This window comes from Leptospira inadai serovar Lyme str. 10, assembly GCF_000243675.2.
Taxonomy (GTDB): domain Bacteria; phylum Spirochaetota; class Leptospiria; order Leptospirales; family Leptospiraceae; genus Leptospira_B; species Leptospira_B inadai.
The window spans coordinates 98,528-117,966 of record NZ_AHMM02000024.1 but is presented as its reverse complement, the minus strand read 5'-3'; the positions used below and the strand labels follow the sequence as shown (position 1 = coordinate 117,966).

Annotated in this window: 19 protein-coding genes; 5 read left to right on the top strand and 14 right to left on the bottom strand. The window is 42.4% G+C overall.

Annotated elements, in window-relative coordinates:
• Positions 1-44: 44 nt before the first annotated feature.
• The gene (locus tag LEP1GSC047_RS14425) at positions 45-1,034 is read right to left on the bottom strand and encodes a GlxA family transcriptional regulator (protein ID WP_010409509.1); all 990 of its coding nucleotides are present in this window, start codon (positions 1,032-1,034) and stop codon (positions 45-47) included.
• A gap of 167 nt (positions 1,035-1,201) precedes the next feature.
• On the opposite strand from LEP1GSC047_RS14425, the gene LEP1GSC047_RS14420 reads away from it, so the two are divergent.
• A complete protein-coding gene (locus LEP1GSC047_RS14420) occupies positions 1,202-1,588 on the top strand; it encodes a DUF1304 domain-containing protein (protein WP_010409505.1) in 387 nt (128 codons plus the stop codon).
• 143 nt (positions 1,589-1,731) lie between these two features.
• Here the strand turns inward: LEP1GSC047_RS14420 and modC are convergent, their stop codons facing one another.
• From modC to LEP1GSC047_RS14400, 4 genes are all read right to left on the bottom strand, one after another.
• Positions 1,732-2,808, bottom strand: a complete 1,077-nt coding sequence (gene modC / locus LEP1GSC047_RS14415) for a molybdenum ABC transporter ATP-binding protein (RefSeq protein ID WP_010409500.1) — start codon at positions 2,806-2,808, stop codon at positions 1,732-1,734.
• Between the two features lies 1 nt (position 2,809).
• Positions 2,810-3,493: a molybdate ABC transporter permease subunit gene (gene modB, locus LEP1GSC047_RS14410; protein ID WP_010409498.1), complete on the bottom strand. Its 684-nt coding sequence runs from the start codon at positions 3,491-3,493 to the stop codon at positions 2,810-2,812.
• 127 nt (positions 3,494-3,620) lie between these two features.
• A complete protein-coding gene (gene modA, locus LEP1GSC047_RS14405) occupies positions 3,621-4,391 on the bottom strand; it encodes a molybdate ABC transporter substrate-binding protein (protein WP_010409494.1) in 771 nt (256 codons plus the stop codon).
• Positions 4,392-4,406: 15 nt separating this feature from the next.
• Positions 4,407-6,275 carry an alginate export family protein gene (locus LEP1GSC047_RS14400; RefSeq protein WP_020988948.1) on the bottom strand — a complete coding sequence of 623 codons (1,869 nt, stop codon included), beginning with the start codon at positions 6,273-6,275 and terminating at the stop codon, positions 4,407-4,409.
• Positions 6,276-6,384: 109 nt separating this feature from the next.
• On the opposite strand from LEP1GSC047_RS14400, the gene LEP1GSC047_RS14395 reads away from it, so the two are divergent.
• Positions 6,385-7,221 carry a TOBE domain-containing protein gene (locus tag LEP1GSC047_RS14395; RefSeq protein WP_238325593.1) on the top strand — a complete coding sequence of 279 codons (837 nt, stop codon included), beginning with the start codon at positions 6,385-6,387 and terminating at the stop codon, positions 7,219-7,221.
• 652 nt (positions 7,222-7,873) lie between these two features.
• Positions 7,874-8,170 carry a putative quinol monooxygenase gene (locus tag LEP1GSC047_RS14385; protein WP_010409483.1) on the top strand — a complete coding sequence of 99 codons (297 nt, stop codon included), beginning with the start codon at positions 7,874-7,876 and terminating at the stop codon, positions 8,168-8,170.
• Positions 8,171-8,203: 33 nt separating this feature from the next.
• Here the strand turns inward: LEP1GSC047_RS14385 and LEP1GSC047_RS14380 are convergent, their stop codons facing one another.
• The 9 genes from LEP1GSC047_RS14380 to LEP1GSC047_RS14330 form a co-directional block, all read right to left on the bottom strand.
• Complete coding sequence (locus LEP1GSC047_RS14380; RefSeq protein WP_010409481.1) at positions 8,204-9,145, bottom strand: helix-turn-helix transcriptional regulator; 942 nt, start codon at positions 9,143-9,145, stop codon at positions 8,204-8,206.
• A gap of 29 nt (positions 9,146-9,174) precedes the next feature.
• The gene (locus LEP1GSC047_RS14375; RefSeq protein ID WP_010409480.1) at positions 9,175-9,888 is read right to left on the bottom strand and encodes an SDR family oxidoreductase; all 714 of its coding nucleotides are present in this window, start codon (positions 9,886-9,888) and stop codon (positions 9,175-9,177) included.
• Positions 9,889-10,412: 524 nt separating this feature from the next.
• Complete coding sequence (locus LEP1GSC047_RS14365; protein WP_010409478.1) at positions 10,413-11,492, bottom strand: histidine kinase dimerization/phosphoacceptor domain -containing protein; 1,080 nt, start codon at positions 11,490-11,492, stop codon at positions 10,413-10,415.
• 847 nt (positions 11,493-12,339) lie between these two features.
• Complete coding sequence (locus LEP1GSC047_RS14360) at positions 12,340-12,711, bottom strand: helix-turn-helix transcriptional regulator (RefSeq protein WP_010409477.1); 372 nt, start codon at positions 12,709-12,711, stop codon at positions 12,340-12,342.
• 1,360 nt (positions 12,712-14,071) lie between these two features.
• A complete protein-coding gene (locus tag LEP1GSC047_RS14350; protein ID WP_010409475.1) occupies positions 14,072-14,497 on the bottom strand; it encodes a type II toxin-antitoxin system HicB family antitoxin in 426 nt (141 codons plus the stop codon).
• A gap of 5 nt (positions 14,498-14,502) precedes the next feature.
• Entirely contained in the window at positions 14,503-14,667 is a 165-nt protein-coding gene (locus LEP1GSC047_RS21355) for a type II toxin-antitoxin system HicA family toxin (protein ID WP_010409474.1), read from the bottom strand.
• Between the two features lie 320 nt (positions 14,668-14,987).
• Positions 14,988-15,287: a helix-turn-helix domain-containing protein gene (locus LEP1GSC047_RS14340; RefSeq protein ID WP_010409472.1), complete on the bottom strand. Its 300-nt coding sequence runs from the start codon at positions 15,285-15,287 to the stop codon at positions 14,988-14,990.
• On the bottom strand, positions 15,277-15,618 hold the full coding sequence (locus tag LEP1GSC047_RS14335) for a type II toxin-antitoxin system RelE/ParE family toxin (RefSeq protein ID WP_010409470.1): 342 nt from the start codon (positions 15,616-15,618) through the stop codon (positions 15,277-15,279). Before LEP1GSC047_RS14335 ends, LEP1GSC047_RS14340 begins: the two co-directional genes overlap by 11 nt.
• A gap of 380 nt (positions 15,619-15,998) precedes the next feature.
• A complete protein-coding gene (locus LEP1GSC047_RS14330; RefSeq protein ID WP_039935157.1) occupies positions 15,999-17,054 on the bottom strand; it encodes a tyrosine-type recombinase/integrase in 1,056 nt (351 codons plus the stop codon).
• 325 nt (positions 17,055-17,379) lie between these two features.
• Between LEP1GSC047_RS14330 and LEP1GSC047_RS14325 the strand changes: the two genes are divergently transcribed.
• Positions 17,380-17,568 carry a hypothetical protein gene (locus LEP1GSC047_RS14325; protein WP_010409466.1) on the top strand — a complete coding sequence of 63 codons (189 nt, stop codon included), beginning with the start codon at positions 17,380-17,382 and terminating at the stop codon, positions 17,566-17,568.
• A gap of 223 nt (positions 17,569-17,791) precedes the next feature.
• The gene (locus LEP1GSC047_RS14320) at positions 17,792-19,396 is read left to right on the top strand and encodes a phytoene desaturase family protein (RefSeq protein WP_010409464.1); all 1,605 of its coding nucleotides are present in this window, start codon (positions 17,792-17,794) and stop codon (positions 19,394-19,396) included.
• Positions 19,397-19,439: the final 43 nt, after the last annotated feature.

The window sequence follows — 19,439 nt, the reverse complement described above, 5'->3', positions numbered from 1 at the left end:
GAATGGGGTGGAACGACTATCGGAAGAAAATAACGTAAGAATTATCAAGATCGAGGGGCATTTGCCGGAAAAATCTTGAGAGAATTCTTTCGTCGATGTTCGAACGGAGTGTTCCCGGTGTATCGCTTAAAGAGCAGGCGAAAAAAACCGACGTTCTCGTAACCCACTGCATAACTTATCTCCTCGATCGAATCACCGGTCTCTTCGAGACGACGTCTTGCCCATTCGATGCGCAGGCGTTGTAAATACGTAGAGAGCGAGTCTCCGGTCGCTTGTTTGAATCTTCGCTTCAAAGTACGAGGACTCAAGCCGACTCGACCTGCCAAAGTCTCCATTGAAATTGAAGAAGCGAATTCGGCCTCCAAGATCGTCTGTGCTTCGGCAACCGAAGAGTCGTCGTGATGCTTTTGAGCCGCAAATACCATAAAAGGCGTTTGGGAAATTCGATCGGAGTCGAGCAAGAAATGCCTTGCACATTTAAGCGCGATGTCTCTTCCAAGCGATTGTTCCAGCACATGGAGGCCAAGATCGTAGAAAGCGTTACTTCCTCCCGAAGTCAAAAAACGACCTTGATCGATGACCAGTCTATCCACATCGAGATAGACCGACGGAAACATTCGTCTAAAAAGAGGAGCAAACACCCAATGAGTAGTCGCTCTGCGTCCGTCGAGCAGCCCGGTCGAGGCTAACAAAAAGGCTCCCGAACAAACACTCGCAATACGATTCTCTCTCGAGGCCATTTCCTTAATCCATTCGATCTCCAGTCTACATCTTCGCTTAACATTTGCGACATTCGGCCCAATTGCAGGAATAATAACCAAATCGACTTTTTCGCATCGCCCGATCAAATCCGGTTTTATTTGAACGCTACCATGAAGTTGTACCGGTTCCGATTGCATGGCCGCAGTTCTTACCCTGCAAATCCTTGGTTTACGTCGATTCTCCATATCAATCCCGGCAAATTCAAAGAACTCAAATAGCCCGGTGATGACGGAAGCCGGCGAGTCCGGAATGAGTAAAATGAGCACGTCCATATTAGGCATTTAGGTTTAAATATGGCCCAATCGCAACGAAAACATATTTTTTACAAAGAAAAGTATGGCGTGATCACGTCGAAAATTGGCGGAGGCCGACCTTTACAAAAGGGGATACGTCAGCTAAACTCACGGAACAAATTTAAAAATCTCGAGGAGATACTGAAATGATACTAGCCGCAAGGATTATTGCCGGAGTCGTTGGCGCACTTCATGTGTGGATTTTTCTGATGGAAAGTGTTCTCTGGATGCGTCCGGCAATTCATAGACGCTTCGGTGTGACGGATAGAAAGACGGCGGAAATGATGAAAAGTATTTTTCTGAACCAAGGCTATTATAATTTATTCCTCGCGATCGGGACACTCTACGGCGCGATTTTCTTCGATTACCATGCAAATTTCGCTCCTGCAATCATGTTGTTCTCTTGTCTTTCCGTCTTCGGCGCGGGCACGGTGCTATTGCTATCCAATCCTTCGATGGCGCGAGCCGCGATCATTCAAGGCCTGCCTCCCTTGGTCGCAGTGGCGCTTTTGAGCATTTCAATCTGTGGTTGAGATTTCCAGATTACAATCCTTAGCATGAATCATCGGCCGATCTGCGTCTACAATGGCTCATGCTAAGTAGATAAAATGATCTTAATCGAACATTAGAATATTGAGAAATATTAAAATTCTAAGCAGTATTCCAATATTATACGTTAGAGATCCATTAGGTTGGTCATGGCATTTACCCGAAACGGAACCGGATCTCCGACGGATATGCCCAGCTTCCGGGATTCTAACGCAGTGACCTTGGCGATAAGGATCGTTTGCCCTAGCCGAAGATGTACGAGAAATAGACCCGGGTGGTCGCTTTCCACAATCGCGTCCACTTTTCCATTTAGAATATTACGAGTATTGAATTCTTTCGATCCTTCCCGAAAAAGGATTATATCCCGCGCAAATATTCTTATTCTCATTCGAGAACCTAGGCTAAATCCGCGATCTAGTATCCAAAGATTTCCGTCGGGAAAATCCAGTCGAGCCAAATGCCAATCTTCATCGATTTCCCCGACCGTCGCATCTACGATCACTCCGATATCTTCGCTGAGTCGACGGGCAAGGTCCGCCCTCGCGAGAGTTTCGGAAACTGGGCCGGTTGCCGTTACTTTACCGTCCTCCATTATGATAATATGATCCGCCAACCTTACGATTTCATCCAGCGAATGACTCACATACAGGACAGGAATTTTCAATTCTTGGTTTAATCGCTCTAAGTACGGTAAAATTTCCTGCTTCCTTTTTTTGTCCAGGGAAGCCATCGGCTCATCCATAAGAAGGAGTCGAGGACTAGTGACTAAAGCTCGTGCAATCGCAACTCGTTGGCGTTCTCCGCCCGATAGATTATCCGTTTTTCTTTCCAGAAGATGTTCGATTCCCAATAACTCGATAGTCTGATTCAGATTAATTTGTCTATCGCACTTGGTTCGTTTTAGTCCGTATGATAAGTTACCCGATACGGATAGGTGCGGGAATAAACTGGGTTCCTGGAATACATAACCGAGTTGGCGTTTGTGGGTCGGTAACGAGTAATTATCGTTCTGCCAGATCGTTCCACCGACGCTCAAGAACCCTCGTGTCGTATTCTCTAATCCTGCAATACATCTGAGTAAAGTCGTCTTTCCGGAACCGGAAGAACCGAAAAGGCCGGTGACTCCTCGCTCGGGTAAATTAAGATCTACATTGAGTGCAAATCGTTCACGATCCAAAAGTAAGCGAATTACGATCTCATTCACATTAAACTCTCTTTCGGGAACTCGGCTGCAAGATATAGAGAGCCAATAAAGCGAAAAATGAAAATATCAATAATACTATAGCCAATCTGCGCGCCTGGAGATATTCCAACGCTTCGACATAGTCGTAAATTTGAACGGAAGCAACCCTCGTAATTCCCGGAAGATTTCCTCCTATCATCAAGACCACACCGAATTCTCCGACGGTATGCGCAAAGGATAAGACACAAGCATTCATAAACCCCGGAAAAGTTAGAGGTACCGCGACCGTCAAGAAAGCATCCAAAGGAGAGGCGCGTAGCGTAGCTGCAACTTCCAGAGGACGATCCCCGATCGCTTCGAAGGCGGTTTGTAAAGGTTGAACCATGAACGGAAGCGAGTAGAAGACGGATGCGATCACAAGTCCCCAGAAAGTAAAGGGCAATTCTACGAGACCGAGTCGACTCGTGAGATATCCGATCGGACCGTTTGGTCCCATCGCATACAATAAATAGAATCCTAGAACGGAAGGAGGCAATACCAAAGGCAAAGATACGACTGCTCCTATTGGCCCTTTCCAAGAGGACTTTGTCCTCGCTATCCACCAAGCCAAAGGCGTTCCTATAAAAAGAAGAATGATCGTAACCACGCTAGCGAGTTTGACCGTTAACCAAATAGCTTGAAGATCACTTTCAGAAAGAATAATCATTATCTGCTATCTATCGATAATTCGAAAATTATTTCCGAAAAATGACAAGCTGCGAATAGGGTAGTGGGGGGAAAAAATAAACATATAACCGTCACAACGGAGTTCCATTCGCGGATTTAGGCAAGATTCATTGATCGGGAGTACCGGTCGGAAGCGCAAACCCGTATTTCGCCATTATGCTCCGCGCGAATTTTTCCATTACATATTCTGCAAATTTCTTTGCCAGCGAATTCTTAGATGCGCGTTTCGTAATTATAAACCCCTGCTCCAAGGGTTGGTGGAGGTTGTTCGGTATTAAAAAGTATCCGCCCTTTCCCGCTAGTTCCGGACTGATCGCCAACGATAAAGCGACGATACCCACTTGTGCATTCCCGGTCTGGACGAACTGCGCGGTTTGCGCGATGTTCTCTCCGAATACCAATTTCGATTCCACTTTTTCCCATAGGCCCGCCGAACGCAGAGCTTCCTCCGCTCGCTTGCCGTAAGGAGCATGTTTCGGATTGGCTATTGCGATCCGAGTGATTTTCGGATCGAGAAGATTGTTCAAGGTCATTTTCGAGGCGTCTTGATTGGCACTCCAAAGTACGATACGGCCGATCGCGTAAGGGATCACTTCGGAAGAGGCAAAACCGCTTTTCTCTAATTCCCGAGGATAACTGATATCGGCAGAAAAATAAATGTCAAAGGGCGCGCCCTCCCGAATTTGCGCCTGAAACTTTCCCGAGGAACCGTATACGACATCCACTTCGCTTCCCGGATTGGCTTTTTTAAATGCGGTAACGATCTCATCCATCGCAAACTTGAGATCGGATGCGGCAGCCACCGTGATTTTTTCCGCCCGAACGGAAAGAGATAGCAGTAATATGCAAAAGACTGTTATTCGTTTAATAAATTTCATTAGCTGCCTCTATATTTAAATTGCAAAGACTGTTTGTAAAAAGAAATACGTCGAATTGGGTTGATTCGTGTATTGCAAAGCGGGATTCGGATTCAAAAGATTGACTTTCGCGTTAGTGATCGCGTCGCCCGCACGTAGGAACGCGATTCCCGTCCAGACCGAAAGATTCTCGTACGGAGTTAGCTGATAAATCAGATCGATTTCGGAGGCTATTTTTTTTCCTAAACGGGTAGCGCCGGCGTTATTTGCATTCTGATTGGCCATATCTTCCGTGCTTCCCGAGACATACCCGTTATTATTGTAATAACCGTCTTGAAGTTTAGCTTTATAATAAAAATGAGATACAAACGTAAACGTTCCCAATTTTCCGAAATCGTACTTAATATTTATCGAATAATCTTTTACGTTTTGCCAGAAAACGACGCCGGAAAGATTAGCTCCCGACCACGGAATCGAACCGCCCGCCGCCCTTCGGGCCCCGAATAGAGGATTCCAAGTCGAGACCGAAGAATCGTTTCGATTCGGATCTCCCGAAGCATAAACGTATTGAATACCGACTCTTAGCGGATTTACGGGCGAATATCCGGTTTGTAGAGCGAGAAAATGAGCATCGTATTTTTGATTTTCATTTTGAATCGCTTGTCCATTTACGTTAATACTGGTGGTTCCGGGACTTTGTAACCATGAAGTACCGACTTTCTGACCCGTCGATCCGCTTTGCCATGCCGCCTCGACCGTCCAATCCCATTTAAGGCCATCCGGCAGAAAATTATTTTGGGTCCTGTTGGTTAAGCGAAATCCATAAGTATTCAATTGATCGCTTTGTCGAGATCGTAGCTCCGAATCATATACCGGGGCGGTCGGACTGACTATCGCCCGTTTTAATAAGGTGAAATCGTAGAAATCGCCTCCGATCCAATTTGCGAATTTGATCCAATAATTCGTTCCTACAAAATACGCGTCGCCGACGGAATTGTTCGCGGCGCCGTTTGCAGTCACTAATCCGCTTGCATTATTTTGAGAACTGATCACGAAACCGAAAACATCCAAACTCTGAATGCCTCTTTTTGCAGTGAATCTTAATCCGTCGAAAGAATTCCCGATTTGGTTGAAGTTTCTGGCACCGATGATTCTTCCGTCGCCGAATTCCGCAATTTGCCGCCCGATTCGAAGTCTGAAAGATTCGTCCGAACTGCGAACGTCCAAAAATGCTTCTCTAAAAGAGGTAGGATTGGAAACGGGGACCGTTTTTTGGGTGGAAGTATTGTACGTAACCCCCGCATTCCCGGCTAAACCGAAACGACCATCCCCCGTCCCGCTCGGGAATTGACTTCCTCCCCATTGGCGAATATCTTCGAGAGTTATTTTGAATATTAAATTTTTATTAATATCACCGACCAGATACGCTTGAGTTTGGTTCGTAAAAACGTTCCTATTATCCGGAGTGGTCTTATCGAAATCGGGATTGAATTGAGATTCGTATCTGGGTCTCAGAGCAAATCCCACCCGATATTTTTCCTGAAACCAAAGATCTTTGTTGGATCGAACCGCTTTATTTTGCTCCGGAGTTAATTGCAAGGAACGCAGGTATTCCCCCGACATCTTTCCGACCATCGGACTTTTATAAGGCGCTTCCTGCACCGGAATCGGATCGGAAGTTAATACCGGTCCCGATACCGCTTCTTTAGTCGGGACGGTCGTCGTAGATTCGAAAATCGGCCCCGCCTCACTATCATTTTTTCGAGGACCCCCTTCTTTCGTTTCGGAAGCAGGCACACCCTGGATCGATTCTTCGGCGCCGAGTAGATTCGGCAAAATCGTAAGCAAAACTATTAAATAATGGGCAAAAACGATTTCAATTTTCTTTAACTTCCTACAAAGCATTTTTTCATTTTTCTCTTTCGAATATTTATAGAAAGCGCTATATTCTCAACTATATAACGGTAGTAAACAAAAAATTCCGAAAAATCCTTTTTTGACGAAATTTTCAATTTTGAAATCTTGGGTCCGTAGAGAGTTAATATTCCCGCTAATGAAGAATAAGATGCAGATAGACGGAAATCTCTGGCTGAAGTATAATAAAGCCAATACTCTGGGTAAGGAAAAGATCGATTTGCTACGTGCGATCGAAAAATGCGGCTCCATTTCCAAAGCCGCTAAGGAAGTCGGAATCAGCTATAAAACCGCCTGGGATTCCATCGATTTAATTAATAACCTGCATAAGGAAACGCTGGTTGAAAAAAGCGTCGGAGGAATTAGCGGAGGCGGTGCAAAATTAACCGCTAAGGCCCGTGAAATCATTCAATTTTATCAAATTATAGAGGAGGAACATAAAAAATTTTTAAATCGATTGAGCGAAAGGATGGATAATCCTCTGGAGCTGCTAAATTTTTTAAACAGAATCGCAATGAAAACCAGTGCAAGAAATCAATTTTATGGAAAGGTAAAAAGCCTACAAAAAGGGGCGGTTAATTCGGAGATCGTAATTTCTTTAAAAGGAGATCAGGAAATTATCGCGACGATTACGAATCATAGCGTGGAAAATTTAGGTTTAAGGATCGGTATCCCGGTTTACGCTCTTATTAAGGCCTCTTTTATCTCAATCGCAACGGATTCCATCTCGTCGCTTAGTTCCGAAAACAAATTGTTCGGAAGGATTTTTTCGATTTCCAGAGGCAGCGTAAACGATGAGGTCATCGTCGAATTACCCGGAGGGAATAAGTTGGTCTCGATTATTTCCAGCCAAGCTACAAAGCTTTTGAATTTGGATATTGAAAAAGAAGTTCATGTCTTCTTCAACTCATCCTCCGTGATTCTCGCAGTAGAATAATTTCCATCGAATCCATTTCCCGCTCTGTACAGAGGACTGAAGACTGAGGACGGATGCGTTCGCTTCGCTCACGCTAGACAGAAGCCGCTCGAGGCTGGAAATCCTGGGGGAAGAGGAAAAATCCACTATAATGCAAGAATCTTTCCCTAGAACGTGGAAACTCCGCTTATCAATGTTCTGTCTTCTGCTAGCGGCAACGATACGAAGGGTGCGAAGCAGTCTCGGCGCTATCAGTATCGAAGCGTTATTCATATAATAAATCCGCTGAGACCGGAGCGAAAGCGCAGCCCGTAGCAGCGTGACCCTGAACGAAGTGAAGGGGGCCGCCCACAGAGATAGACTTGTCGATAAGATAAGGTTATGCATAATAGGGGATTATTCTGCTTTTATACGTAATCGTTAAACGACATGTTTAGAATAATTAGCGTCCTCGATCGAATCGGAAACGGAATAGCATAAGAAAAATTTGATTTGCAGGTCGGATGGAATGATTGCGTTCGGGCGATTCCTGTCGCCGGGATATTATGTCCGTATCATTCCATCGAAAAATGTAAGATCCATTCTTCGAAACTAAAAATTGCCGCTATCGGGCAGGATATTTTGATAGGCGCAGGATCGAATACGATCTTATATAGTTGGACGGAGAAGAAAAATGGCATTCGTTCGAATCGGTAAATTTAAAGCAAAGCAGGAAAGGGTAGTCGAGATTTGTCTGACTTATGAAAAGGAAGCTATTCCGATGATTCGAAAAGCCGAAGGTAATATTAGCGCGGCGCTTCTACAAGAAAAGACAGCTCCTGATAGCTTTTTGGCAATTTCCGTTTGGCAAACCGAAGAAGATGCAGTGGCGTACGAAAGGAGCGGCCTTGCCCAAGAAATGGTAAATAAGATCCGGTCGGACTTTGCAGCTCCTCCTACGCTAATAACATACAATGCTTTTGGAATATAGTTCCGATTTGCGCCATTTTGGATCGGGATGAACTCATACGACCAAACCGCGATTTTTTAAAAATTCACCCGGTGTGACGCCGTACTGGTTCTGAAAGGCTCGGATAAAATGGGAGGTATTTTCGTAACCGATCACGAGTGCGGCGTCCGCTACGCCCGTGCCTCCTATTTCCAACAAGCGTTTCGCTTTTTCCAATCGACGCGAGATTAGCCATTTTTTCGGGCTAATACCGTATCTTCGTTTAAAATCTCTTTGAAAGGAAGAAATGCTTCGACCGGTCAGCGCTGCAAAGTCCTCGACGGTAAGCGGTTTATCGAAATTTTTTTCCATAAATCCTTTCAAATCGCGATGCCTATCCTTCGAAACCTTGAATAACCAATCCGGGAAAATCCCGGTTTTATCCGAACTTGCAAAAATCTGCAAAGCTTCCAAAAGTTTGATCCGAAGCAACCCGTCCGATTTGCGTCCGAGACTGGCAAATAAAGGTCTAAGATTTTCCGCATACAGCTTTAAGCCTCCACCGTAAGGTATCCGAAAAAGATCGCCGACGGAATCGGACACGAGCCGAACTCTTTTCGTCTTTAAAAATTCCTCAATTAGAGAATCCTGAAAAAAGAAAATATAACTCTCAAATACGCCGCCCTTCGCCGGAAGTAGCTCCGAAATCATATAAAGGTCGGGCGGGAGAAAAATTGCCTCGTTTTCTCCCAACTCGAAAAAATCTCCCCCGGAGGAAGTGATCCTTTTTTTACCGCGACATACGATCGTAAGTGAAGCGGCCTTGGCAAAGACTTCGCGTTCCGGAAGATGCTTTATTAACTTTTTATAAATAATTGCGGAATTCCCGTCGGCTCCGAAAGCGATCATTTCGACTCCGGGCATTCCTTTCAACGTTTCGGGCGCAATGATGACTTTTACCGTCGGAGTCCGCAATTCAGAAATCTGTAACTCGCCTTTACCGCCTCTCATTTTCATTGCAAACTCCTCGGTACCCCGGTTCTTAATTACATGGAAGCAAATTGTTTTTCGACCGCTTTATGGTCCTTCTTCCAAGCTTCATATATGGAAACGGACATCGGGTCGGGAAAAATATCCTCTTCTCCGGATTCCAACCCTTTAAGGATCGCATTCGCCACTTCTTTAGGACCGGTTTTCGGGATTTCAACCCCGGACAGCATATCGGTATCGACGGCACCGGGAAAAACGTTGCAAACCCGTATTCCGCGGCTCGCCAAAGTAGCGCGCAAAGACAAGCTCATAGACCAAGCCGCTGCCTTGGATGCATTGTAGGCAGATAGACCGGGCATACTGACCAAGGATAATAATGTCAGAATATTCACGATCGTTCCATCGGAGTTTTTCTCTAAGAGGGGTGTAAATGTTCGAGCCATATTCAAATTTCCGAAAAAATTTACGGAAAAGTTACGTTCAAATTGATCCTCGGATGCATTTAAGATATCGTTAAAATCCAAGACTCCGGCATTATTGAATAGTAGGTTCACATCGGTCGCTCGATTAGATAACTCAGCAACACTCTTTTTGTTTGTGATATCCAATTCGACAGGAACAATTCTTTTATCCGACGGATTTGTTCCGTTCCAAGTTCTTGCTGCGGCGTATATTTTCCGAGCTCCTCCCTCTAACAGACTTTCCACGAGCGCCTTTCCGATTCCTCGATTCGATCCCGTAACTAATGCGATTGCTTGATTTACTTTCATTTTTTCCTCAACGTATCAATACTGATTTTCATTCAAAGCCGATCCGAAGCAGCCGAACGGCTCGGAATGATTGAATAGAAAGTATCCGATATTTTCAGAATCCGTTAACCGGAAGTCGGACAAAATAGTCGAAATCGGTCAAAGTCAAAAATAAAATGAACTCTATCGTTATGAGATGGATCCTTTGCCTTCTCTTCACCAAAAATCGTTTCCTTTCTCTTATGCAGTAATACTGCGTGGGTCCAGAAGCCATGCTGCAAATCGTAATTATGTCAAGAATTTTCAAAAGTGTCCGACGCCGATTTATCGCCAAGGTGCTCAGCTAACCCTATAAGAAGTCCATAGGACTCAGCGCGAGGACATGCTTTGCAAAAATAGCAATGACTCCCTTTGATAACTGTCTGCAGTTTCTTGTTCGTAGTAGCTGCGCTTTTATTTGCTACTTTAGTTCTTGCGAGGCTCAGGTTAGAAAACTCTAACGAAGTCTTAATGGTCCCAAAGGTCTCGCGATCGACATCCGGCATCTATGCGGACTTTCTAAATGTGACGATGCTGATCGGCTTTTCTTTATCGTGTGCGACCCGCAATTTGGCGCCTAGTTGTTCGGCTAACAATTCGATAAATTCTATGCCTTGTCCGAGAACGATCGCAATTCCGGTAATTTTCAATTCCACAAAATCCGTCTCTAATTCGTCGATTTCAATATTGATAAATCGCTCGGAGACTGAAGATTCGATTTGCGAATTCATTCCGGTAGTGATAATTTCTCCGGCGATCATCGCCATAAAAATAGCGTCTTTGATTGTAAGAAAGGTTTCATTTTTCGGAATATTAATCTTTGGGAATAGAATCACTTCGGCAGCGATTCTACTGAGGTAGTCCGAGAATACGATGCTCATAGGGACTTTACCGGAAGCTGATGGATCGCTGTCGATGCTATGAACGCTGGATAAAGCCAAAACTCTACGTTCTAGAATATTTAATGTCGGCATGGCCCATTCATTGGAAGCTTTCAGGAGCGAAATCAATCCTAATACGACTTGTAAATTATTTCTGACTCTGTGATTCAATTCTTGGATTAAGGAATTCTTTTGGAGCAGAAGTTCTTCCAGATCGGTAGCGATCATTAATCCGATTACGGAGAGAACGATTAAAGAACCGATAGAGTCTGTTAATGCTCCGAAACTCAATTCTTCGCTTTTTATATGTGCTTGGATAAAAGAGAGTAATAAGCAAAATACGAAAACAAAAATAGTATGTTTTTTTGAAGCGAAGAACAAGTGGAACAACACGACGGCCGGAAACCAGAATGCAATATTATGAGAACTCCAAAAGGTCCCGACGCAAAGAGCCAAACAAAAACTAAACGAGCAAATGTAAACGGAAAGCGTATATTTCCCGTATAGAATTAAAATGATACTGATGAGAGAGGCAATTCCCCCAATGATTAAACCGAGTCTTTGAATTGAATATCCTAAAATCGAGTCTGCAATCGGGACAATGACGGATATGAAAAAAAATAATAGGGAGGCAGATAGAAGAAATTTCTTTCTACAAAACCTCGCAGTAATTCCGATGCCAGATTCATTTTTTTCGTTCAACATGATCTCAGTTTAAGAATTTTCGTTTAGGACGTTGTTTTAACGGGAAGCCTACACTCGTATACTCTAATTATTCGAAGGGCAAGCCGATTTAAAAAAGGAGGAAGATTCTTTTCTATTTTAGATGAAAGTAAAGTATACTAAACGAACTGATATCCTGCTTCCCCGTGAAATAGTGTTTCTCTAAACAATTTTGAGAAATTATTAGAATTTGCTATAATCTTGAATTTCTTATAGGTGCGTAAGTGCTACGGACGCGATTTTTATCTGTTTCCAGTATACTTAGAGACTACAGACGACTTGATTCTATTTTCTGAAGAGAGACGTCCTCGTGGGTTTTGTCACATTAAACGGATTTACTATTTCTAACTTATGTTCCTTCGAACGGACGTCGCTCCATATAAGAGGGCCCTATATATTAAAAATCGATAAGAAATAATAGATTGATTAAAATGCGGGTCTCATGGAAGTCTTTTACTCCGTTAGAGACTTAAGTTTTGCTCCACCGTGTATTCTTCCAGATTCATTTAGCGCAGATTATTATACGAGGCGACATAGGACATCACTTCCGATAATCTAGCTATTGTCCCGCAGAATAGAGTTAGAATTCTAATGAGACATAGGGTGCATTCAAGGAAGTGAAGGGTCTTCCTATCGATTTTACACTGCCAACTTGCGAGGCGCGAAATCGTTCTTTAAAATTTTTCTTAACAACAATTTCTACATTGAGGGCTTCAATAACTTTAATAAGACTTGTAAAGGTTGGGCTATATTTTCTCCCGGATTTAATTTCTTGAATTACAGTATGGGAAAATTTGGATTTCTTTATTAGTTTCTATCAAAAGTAGAATTACTCAGCATACAGAAAAACCTCGACAGGCTTTTTGAATAATTTCGAAAGTTGCTTAGCTAAGTCCCTTGAAATCGGCCTTTTTCCGAGCTCCATAGCTGAGAGATTTTGTCTTGGAATACCGCCCAATTTTTCGCCTAGTTCAGAAAGACTTAATCCGGCTTGCTTTCTATAGTATTTCAATTTTGATCCTGGTTGAAGAAACTCCTTATTCTCCTTAAAAAATATAGTATCCTTCCAGGGGACCGATTCCTCCGACTTTTCTATAAGAAGTTTTTTACCAAATTCCTTCTTGAGTGCTTTCAAAAAGGTAGTAGATATTTCTCCTTTTACCGTAACCTCAGTAAGGGGCGTTTTCACGACTGCCAGCATAATATACCTCTATTAATAATGAATTCTTTTCATTTCTCCAACAAGCGACCCAGCTATAAGAAAGATGACAATGGTATTCATTCTTTCCTAATTTACTGTAGTTAGGCCACTCAGGCTGAAGTGGTCCTTCTTTTTCTAATTCTTCCAATAACAAAATTAGATCTTGCCTTGCGCTCTTAGGCATTTGCCGAGCTTTCTTCGCTGCTGATTTAGATAGCTCAACTTGGAAAATCAAGATTTAACTGTAATCATTATTGATTACAGTGTCAATTTATTTTTCTGGGTGGAAGTTAGGTAAGTTTCTGACAGGGCGATTTTTAATAAACATCAGTTTGCTAATCATATGTTACTTCCCATAATCGTAATTATGTCTCCTAGAATTATGTTGTATATATAAAGAGAAGAAAGGTACATTATCGTAAGCAATTGTCTAGCTAACGGATGTATAATGATTTTTACTTTAATAAGCCGGCACAACTTCCAAAGAATTGGCTAGATTGCGGAAAGATGTATGTACTATTGTGTTTCGTAAAGATTGCTAGGAAGGAATTCTCGCCTTTTCTTTTTGTTCCGAAAATTGTTATGAAACTATATCCCCCAGCGGGAATAATTTCAATAAAGGTTAATCCGGCTGAATCTTTTAGAACTTTCACGGGCCCGACGCCGATGTTACCAACCATTTTAGCCTGACCTTTGGACAAATTCTCAATCTGTAATACTATGGAATTCGGAAAATCTGAATCTACCGATTCAATTGAATTCGTAGTGAAAACGGTAAACTTCCCTTCGGGGAAAATACAATTGAAGTCCGAATATTTAGATAATTCATCTCTCGCGTAATTTGTATTATCATAATACAATTTGGTAGAAGAACATTGAATAAATAAACAAAGCATAATAGAAGGAATTTTATTTATCATATCTGTTTTCCAATATGGAATGATGTCTAAAATGCATCAACCGAACTTTTAGAGAATTTGAGTCTTTTCTTTTCGCATTAATGCAGAAGCGAAAGTTTACTTTTCGAATATTCCTAAAACTTTTATTCATTCTACATTAGTTCTTTTCATCAGAGATAACTTAGAAGAATTATCAGCCCCGCGAAAGGTGCCGTTGACAAGGTGCGCGCAAAGAAATCAAAGATTGATTTGGAATGAATAGTCTACTTTTGCGTAACTAGGTTAGAGTCCGAAGGACTTGGCGCAAGGCTTGCTTTGCAAGACGAGCGACAAAGCGGAATTTGGCGAAGCCCAAGCAAGGGTCGCGAAGCGATCCCGAAGCGCCGCGACAATTTTTAGTTAGGCAAAGTTCAGCCCCAACAAATTAGCGTGAAGCCATAGATGGCGTTTTTCCTTAGTACCTAAACTACCTGATCAAGTTCTAACTCAGGAAAAACCTGCTTAATCCTTGCAATAGTTGATAAGGCTGGATTGGCACTCTTGGGTGACTCAAGCCGCTGATAACTATATAAGTTCTTCATTCCAATGAGCGAGGCTGCCTGCTTTTGACTTAGACCACGCTTTAATCTTGTCATTCTTAAGATTTGAGAAAACGCTATTTTAGGGTCCACTGCGGCTAAAATTATATTTCTACCAGATACTTTCTTTTTCGGAAGAGGAAATATAGATTTTGAATCTTCATTATCGTTCAAATAAAGATTTAATGCCTCATGAATATTGACTTCTAATTCCTCTTTAGATTCTGCCTGAGTCATACATCCTTTTAATTCTATGCATTCTGCCCAGTAGCCAGTTTTATCTGTATGTATACGAAAATGATAGTGCATCTATTTTACCCCTGGCTTTCTCGCAAATGTTTTAGTAGAGCAGCTTCAAGACCCTTCTTTAATTCTTTGTGCATTGGAATTGTTTCTCGATCTATTCCTTTGCCAACCATGACGTGGCTGCCCTTTTGCCTAAGTATTTCCCAACCGTCCTTTTGATATAGTTTCAGCATTTCTTTGCCGCTTAATGGCATATAAATCTAGTATGCCAAGTATAATTGGTAATGTCAATTATTTACTTGGTAGAAAGAAAATAGAAATTAGTCCTTTAAAGTCGGCCAAGGATGGCCGACCTGGAATTAAACAAAATTTGGGGCTCAATTTACGGATAACGAAAGATAATTGTCGAAGTTCCGCGAGTCCGAAGGACTTGGCGCGAGGCTTGCTCAGCAAGGCGAGTGACAAAGCGGAATTTGGCGAAGCCCAAGCAAGGGTCGCGAAGCGATCCCGTAGCGCCGCGACAATTTTTAGTTCTACGAAGTGGCTGGTTACGCTAAGCACTTTTACTCTTTAAATGAATAACAGGCTCCGCATCCAATGCTTTAGCAAGACGATTAATGAAAGAAAGAGACAAATTCCTATAATTCCCAGACTCAATTCTTGCAATTGCTGGTTGAGACGTGCCTATTTTTTCCGCTAAGTCTTTCTGAGTTAAATTTCTCTTTTTGCGAAGTTTAATAATTTCTTTAGCAAGAGTGAATTCATTGGAAAAAGCATCGTATTCTTTTTTAAAATCTTTATTCTTTAGCTCTTTATTTAAAAGCAAATTAAAGTCTTTAGTTTTAAGCTTCATGCTCATCTCCTATATAAGTTTTCATCAATTTATACGCTCTAGTTAATTCAGCTTTATCAGTCTTTTGATCTTTCTTTACAAAGCCTGAAGTTATTATAACAACCCTGCCTTTTTCAAAAAAGTAAAATAACCTACATATATTGGAACCTTGTTTAATTCTTAATTCAAATAATCCCGTATAGCCCTGAATCTTTTTAGAAAAAGGTTCTCGAAGTTCTGGGCCAAATTCTCCTAATAACTCAATAGTTCGAAATGCCTTCGCTTTCAATTTATTCTCCAACTTTAGTAAGAAATCTTCGGCAGGCTCTAAAAGCTGAACTTTGAACTTCACAATGTCAATATATCATATTTGATATATTTCGTCAATTCTCATTCAGAAGCAATTTTCCAGCCATTTCGTATAACTCAAAATCTCTGTAGCGTTGGATAAAAATACAACCCCCGCGCCGCCTTCTGCTGTTTCGTCAAAGGAGGACACCGGCGAATCTTCGTATAAGGTGCACATGTCCGGCGTGTCGGATAAATCGCATTCCTATTATTGTATCGTAGATTGCTTTAAATACTAGCCTTGGTGTTCAGAGATATCGTTACGGACAAAATCCCCGAGTTATAAAGAGCTCATCGAATCCATTTGAATATACCATTTAGGTGATTTCTTTCATAAATGGGAGGTGAAGTTTTGATTTTACTTTGTGTGTATATTACTATGGTCTAAATCTCTGCCGAATGTAAAGCGTCCAGTGGACTTTGAACCATCAGTAGCGTAGGGTCGATGATCCGGGCATAAATCTCGGTAGTACGAACCGAAACATGCCCAAGTAATTTCTGAATGATTTTTATGGAAGTTCCCGATTCAAGCAAATGAATCGCAAAAGCATGCCGAAGATCATGAATTGAGACATCCTTCTTGATAAGAGCCTTATCGCGCGAAGATTCGAAAACACGTTCGGCAGTTCTAACATGAAGATGTGAATTCCCCGATTGGCCTTGAAACACCCAAGAATTCTCTCCGGAGCGATTAACGCTTTTTCTTAGTTCTTCCTTACAAAATTTAGGCAGAATCGTAGACCTATCCTTCTTTCCTTTTCCTTGCCGTATTCGAATCTGATTCTTTTTCCAATTTATGTCAATTCCCCGGATAGAAACTAACTCGCTTACACGTAAACCTGCTCCATAACATAAGGATAAAAGAAGCCTATGTTTAGCATTTAGCGGAATATTCAAGATCTTGAAGACTTCATCCTTAGTTAGAGCCTCCGGAATTTTCCTTTCGCGCTTCGGAATGGAATAAGAGAAAAGAAATTGCCTTCCGAGAACCGAATTATAGTAAAATTTCAAAGCCTGTAGAATGGAACGAACCGTGACAGAGGAAAGTCTGCGCCTATAATGAATAGTATCCAAATATCCGATTAGATCAGAATCTTCCACATAGTAAGGATGCTTTCCTGAAGCTTTTAAAAAGGCTCGGTTGTACAGAAAGTAGGCCTTTTCGGTTTTCCTACTGTAATTTCTCCTCAACAGTTCGGTTTTCAAGGGGAGAAGTAAGATATCAGGATCTGCCTCCACAAATCTCCCGGTAGAAAAAAGAAATTCGGATAAATGTGCATCGGATCGAGGGACCAACCATTCTCTCGAATTTCGAACCCATTTCGCATTCGGAAGTTTTTTAAAAAAATCAAATATCCTAGAATCGAATTGAAGCATCCGAATTCTGAAAAAAGCCCTCCCATCAATCCAATCCAGAAGAATCTTGACTTTTGGCGTCATGGGCAATGAATAGAAAATACTAAAAATTTGTATAGTATATTATAAAGGACGCGATCTTCATGGCTTCGCCCCTTGGATCCCGAAGGCTCAAAAAAAATAGTAAATGAGCAATTTGGTCAAGTAGATTTGTCGAATATATGTCGGAATAGCTCAAAAAAGATCACATAACGTGGGAAATTTCTCTCGTCCTGTATTCGGTGAACCTCTTACAAGATTTCGTCATACGACTCGAGTTATGGCCGTATTTCTTCGGGCGAAATTCTTCCTTTTCATAAAAAGTAAGATGAGTGGATTCTTTTAACGGGGGAGGACAAGCGAATCTAAAATGGGCCGGCAAATTCTCGAGCGAGCCATGAGAAGAATTCCCTGCGGTAATTTCCAGATCGCAACAAGGGAAACTTGGTTAGTAGTTTTTGCTTCCGAGGCCGAAGGGAGTCGAAAATTAAATTCAATCGAATTAAAAGACAGAAAGAGCGGCGGCGTTCCTTTAGGAGTTTACTTGCAAAAATCATGATTTGCCCTAAGACGCTACGATACGAAAGTCTTACAAGAATCTCTCTATAAATCCTATCCAGATGCGGGCTTACTATATCCTCGATAAATGAACGCGGACGATTGATGTAAGTCATAGGCTTCACAAACGATTTTTTCGCCTTTTTTAGATTGGATTTTTCTTAGAATCGGTTTGAATTCTGTGATGCCCGATTCTATCGCCTAGGCTAGCAAAGAAAGAATATATGGAAAATCGCGAATACGACGCTATTATCATCGGCTCCGGCATGGGAGCATTGACCACGGGGTCTCTTCTAGCTCAGTTTTCCAATAAGAAAGTTCTGCTTTTGGAACAACATTTCAAAGCCGGAGGCTTCACTCACGTTTTCAAGCGAGAAGGAAAATTTCTTTGGGATGTCGGAATCCATTATGTAGGCGATATGCAACCGGACTCAGCTCTCAGGAAGGTTTTCGATTTAGTCACGGCAGGTAAGGTCCGCTGGCAGCCGATGCCGGATGTTTTCGAGAAGTTTGTGTATCCGGATTTTACCTTTAGCGTTAAGAACGATCCGAAGGTATATGAAAAAGATTTAATGGACTCTTTTCCGGAAGAAAAAGAAGCGATCCGCCGATATTTTCACGATATCAAAAAGGTAGCCTCCTGGCACGGACGGCATATGATGCTCAAGGCCTTACCTCCTTTTTTGGACACTTTCGGTGCCGCTTTGGATCTGATCGGCTCTTCCTCAGCTTTGGTGACGACAGGAGAATATTTGGATAAAAACTTTCAAGACCAAAAGCTCAAGGCGGTCCTTTGCTCTCAATGGGGAGATTACGGCCTCCCTCCCAAAATAAGCTCCTTTGCCATTCACGCTCTTATTGTCGCACATTATCTAAAGGGTGGCTTTTATCCGATAGGCGGCTCCGGTCAGATCGCACAGGCAGTCCAAGATATTCTCAAGGCTCACGGCGGCAAAATTGCGTTATCCAGGGAAGTGAAGGAGATACTCGTCGTAAAAGGAAAGGCGATCGGAGTCAGAGTTCTGAACAAAAGGAAAACGGAGGAAGAAGGAAAGGAAATCGAAGAAACGTATTACGCTCCTCAAATCGTGTCCGACGCGGGAGCATATAATACTTTCGTAAATCTTTTACCGATTTCGGTGAAACTCCCCTATCGTCAAGAACTGGAATCTTTCTCGAAAGTGTATCCGTTGACGGCAAATGTGACTCTCTACTTAGGTTTAAAGGAAGATCCGAGCAAACTCGGCTTTAGAGGAGAAAATCATTGGATCTATTCTTCGTACGATCATGATAAGAATTTTTCGGAAGGATATAAATGGACGGAAGGAGGGAAAATCCCGGGAGTCTATCTATCCTTTCCTTCTTTAAAGGATCCGGAAGCTCACGATCACACCGCCGAGATCATCGCCTTCTGCGATTACAAAGCTTTCGAACTTTGGAAAGACCAACCTTGGAAGGAACGAAACGAAATCTACAAAGCCAAAAAAGCCGAGCTGATTCGTCGCCTTCTGGATTACGTGGAAGAGAAATACAAAGGATTTAAGAATCTGGTGGAATATGCCGAACTTTCCACTCCGATAACCACGGAACATTTTACCTTACATCGAAAAGGAACCATCTACGGTCTGCCCTGCGTGCCCGATCGATTTAGAGAGGCTAAATCCCCTTGGTTTTCCCCAAAAACTCCCGTCGAAAATTTGACATTAACGGGGGCGGACGCAGCCTCTCCCGGATTAAGCGGGGCAATGATGGGGGGCTTTTCCGCTTTCGCTAATATGTCGGGGGGAATGACTGTTTTACAGCTATTTCGAAAAACGATGAATTCTTAAGAATCGAACATTTAAGAAATTCATTTTGAAATCCATCCTTCCC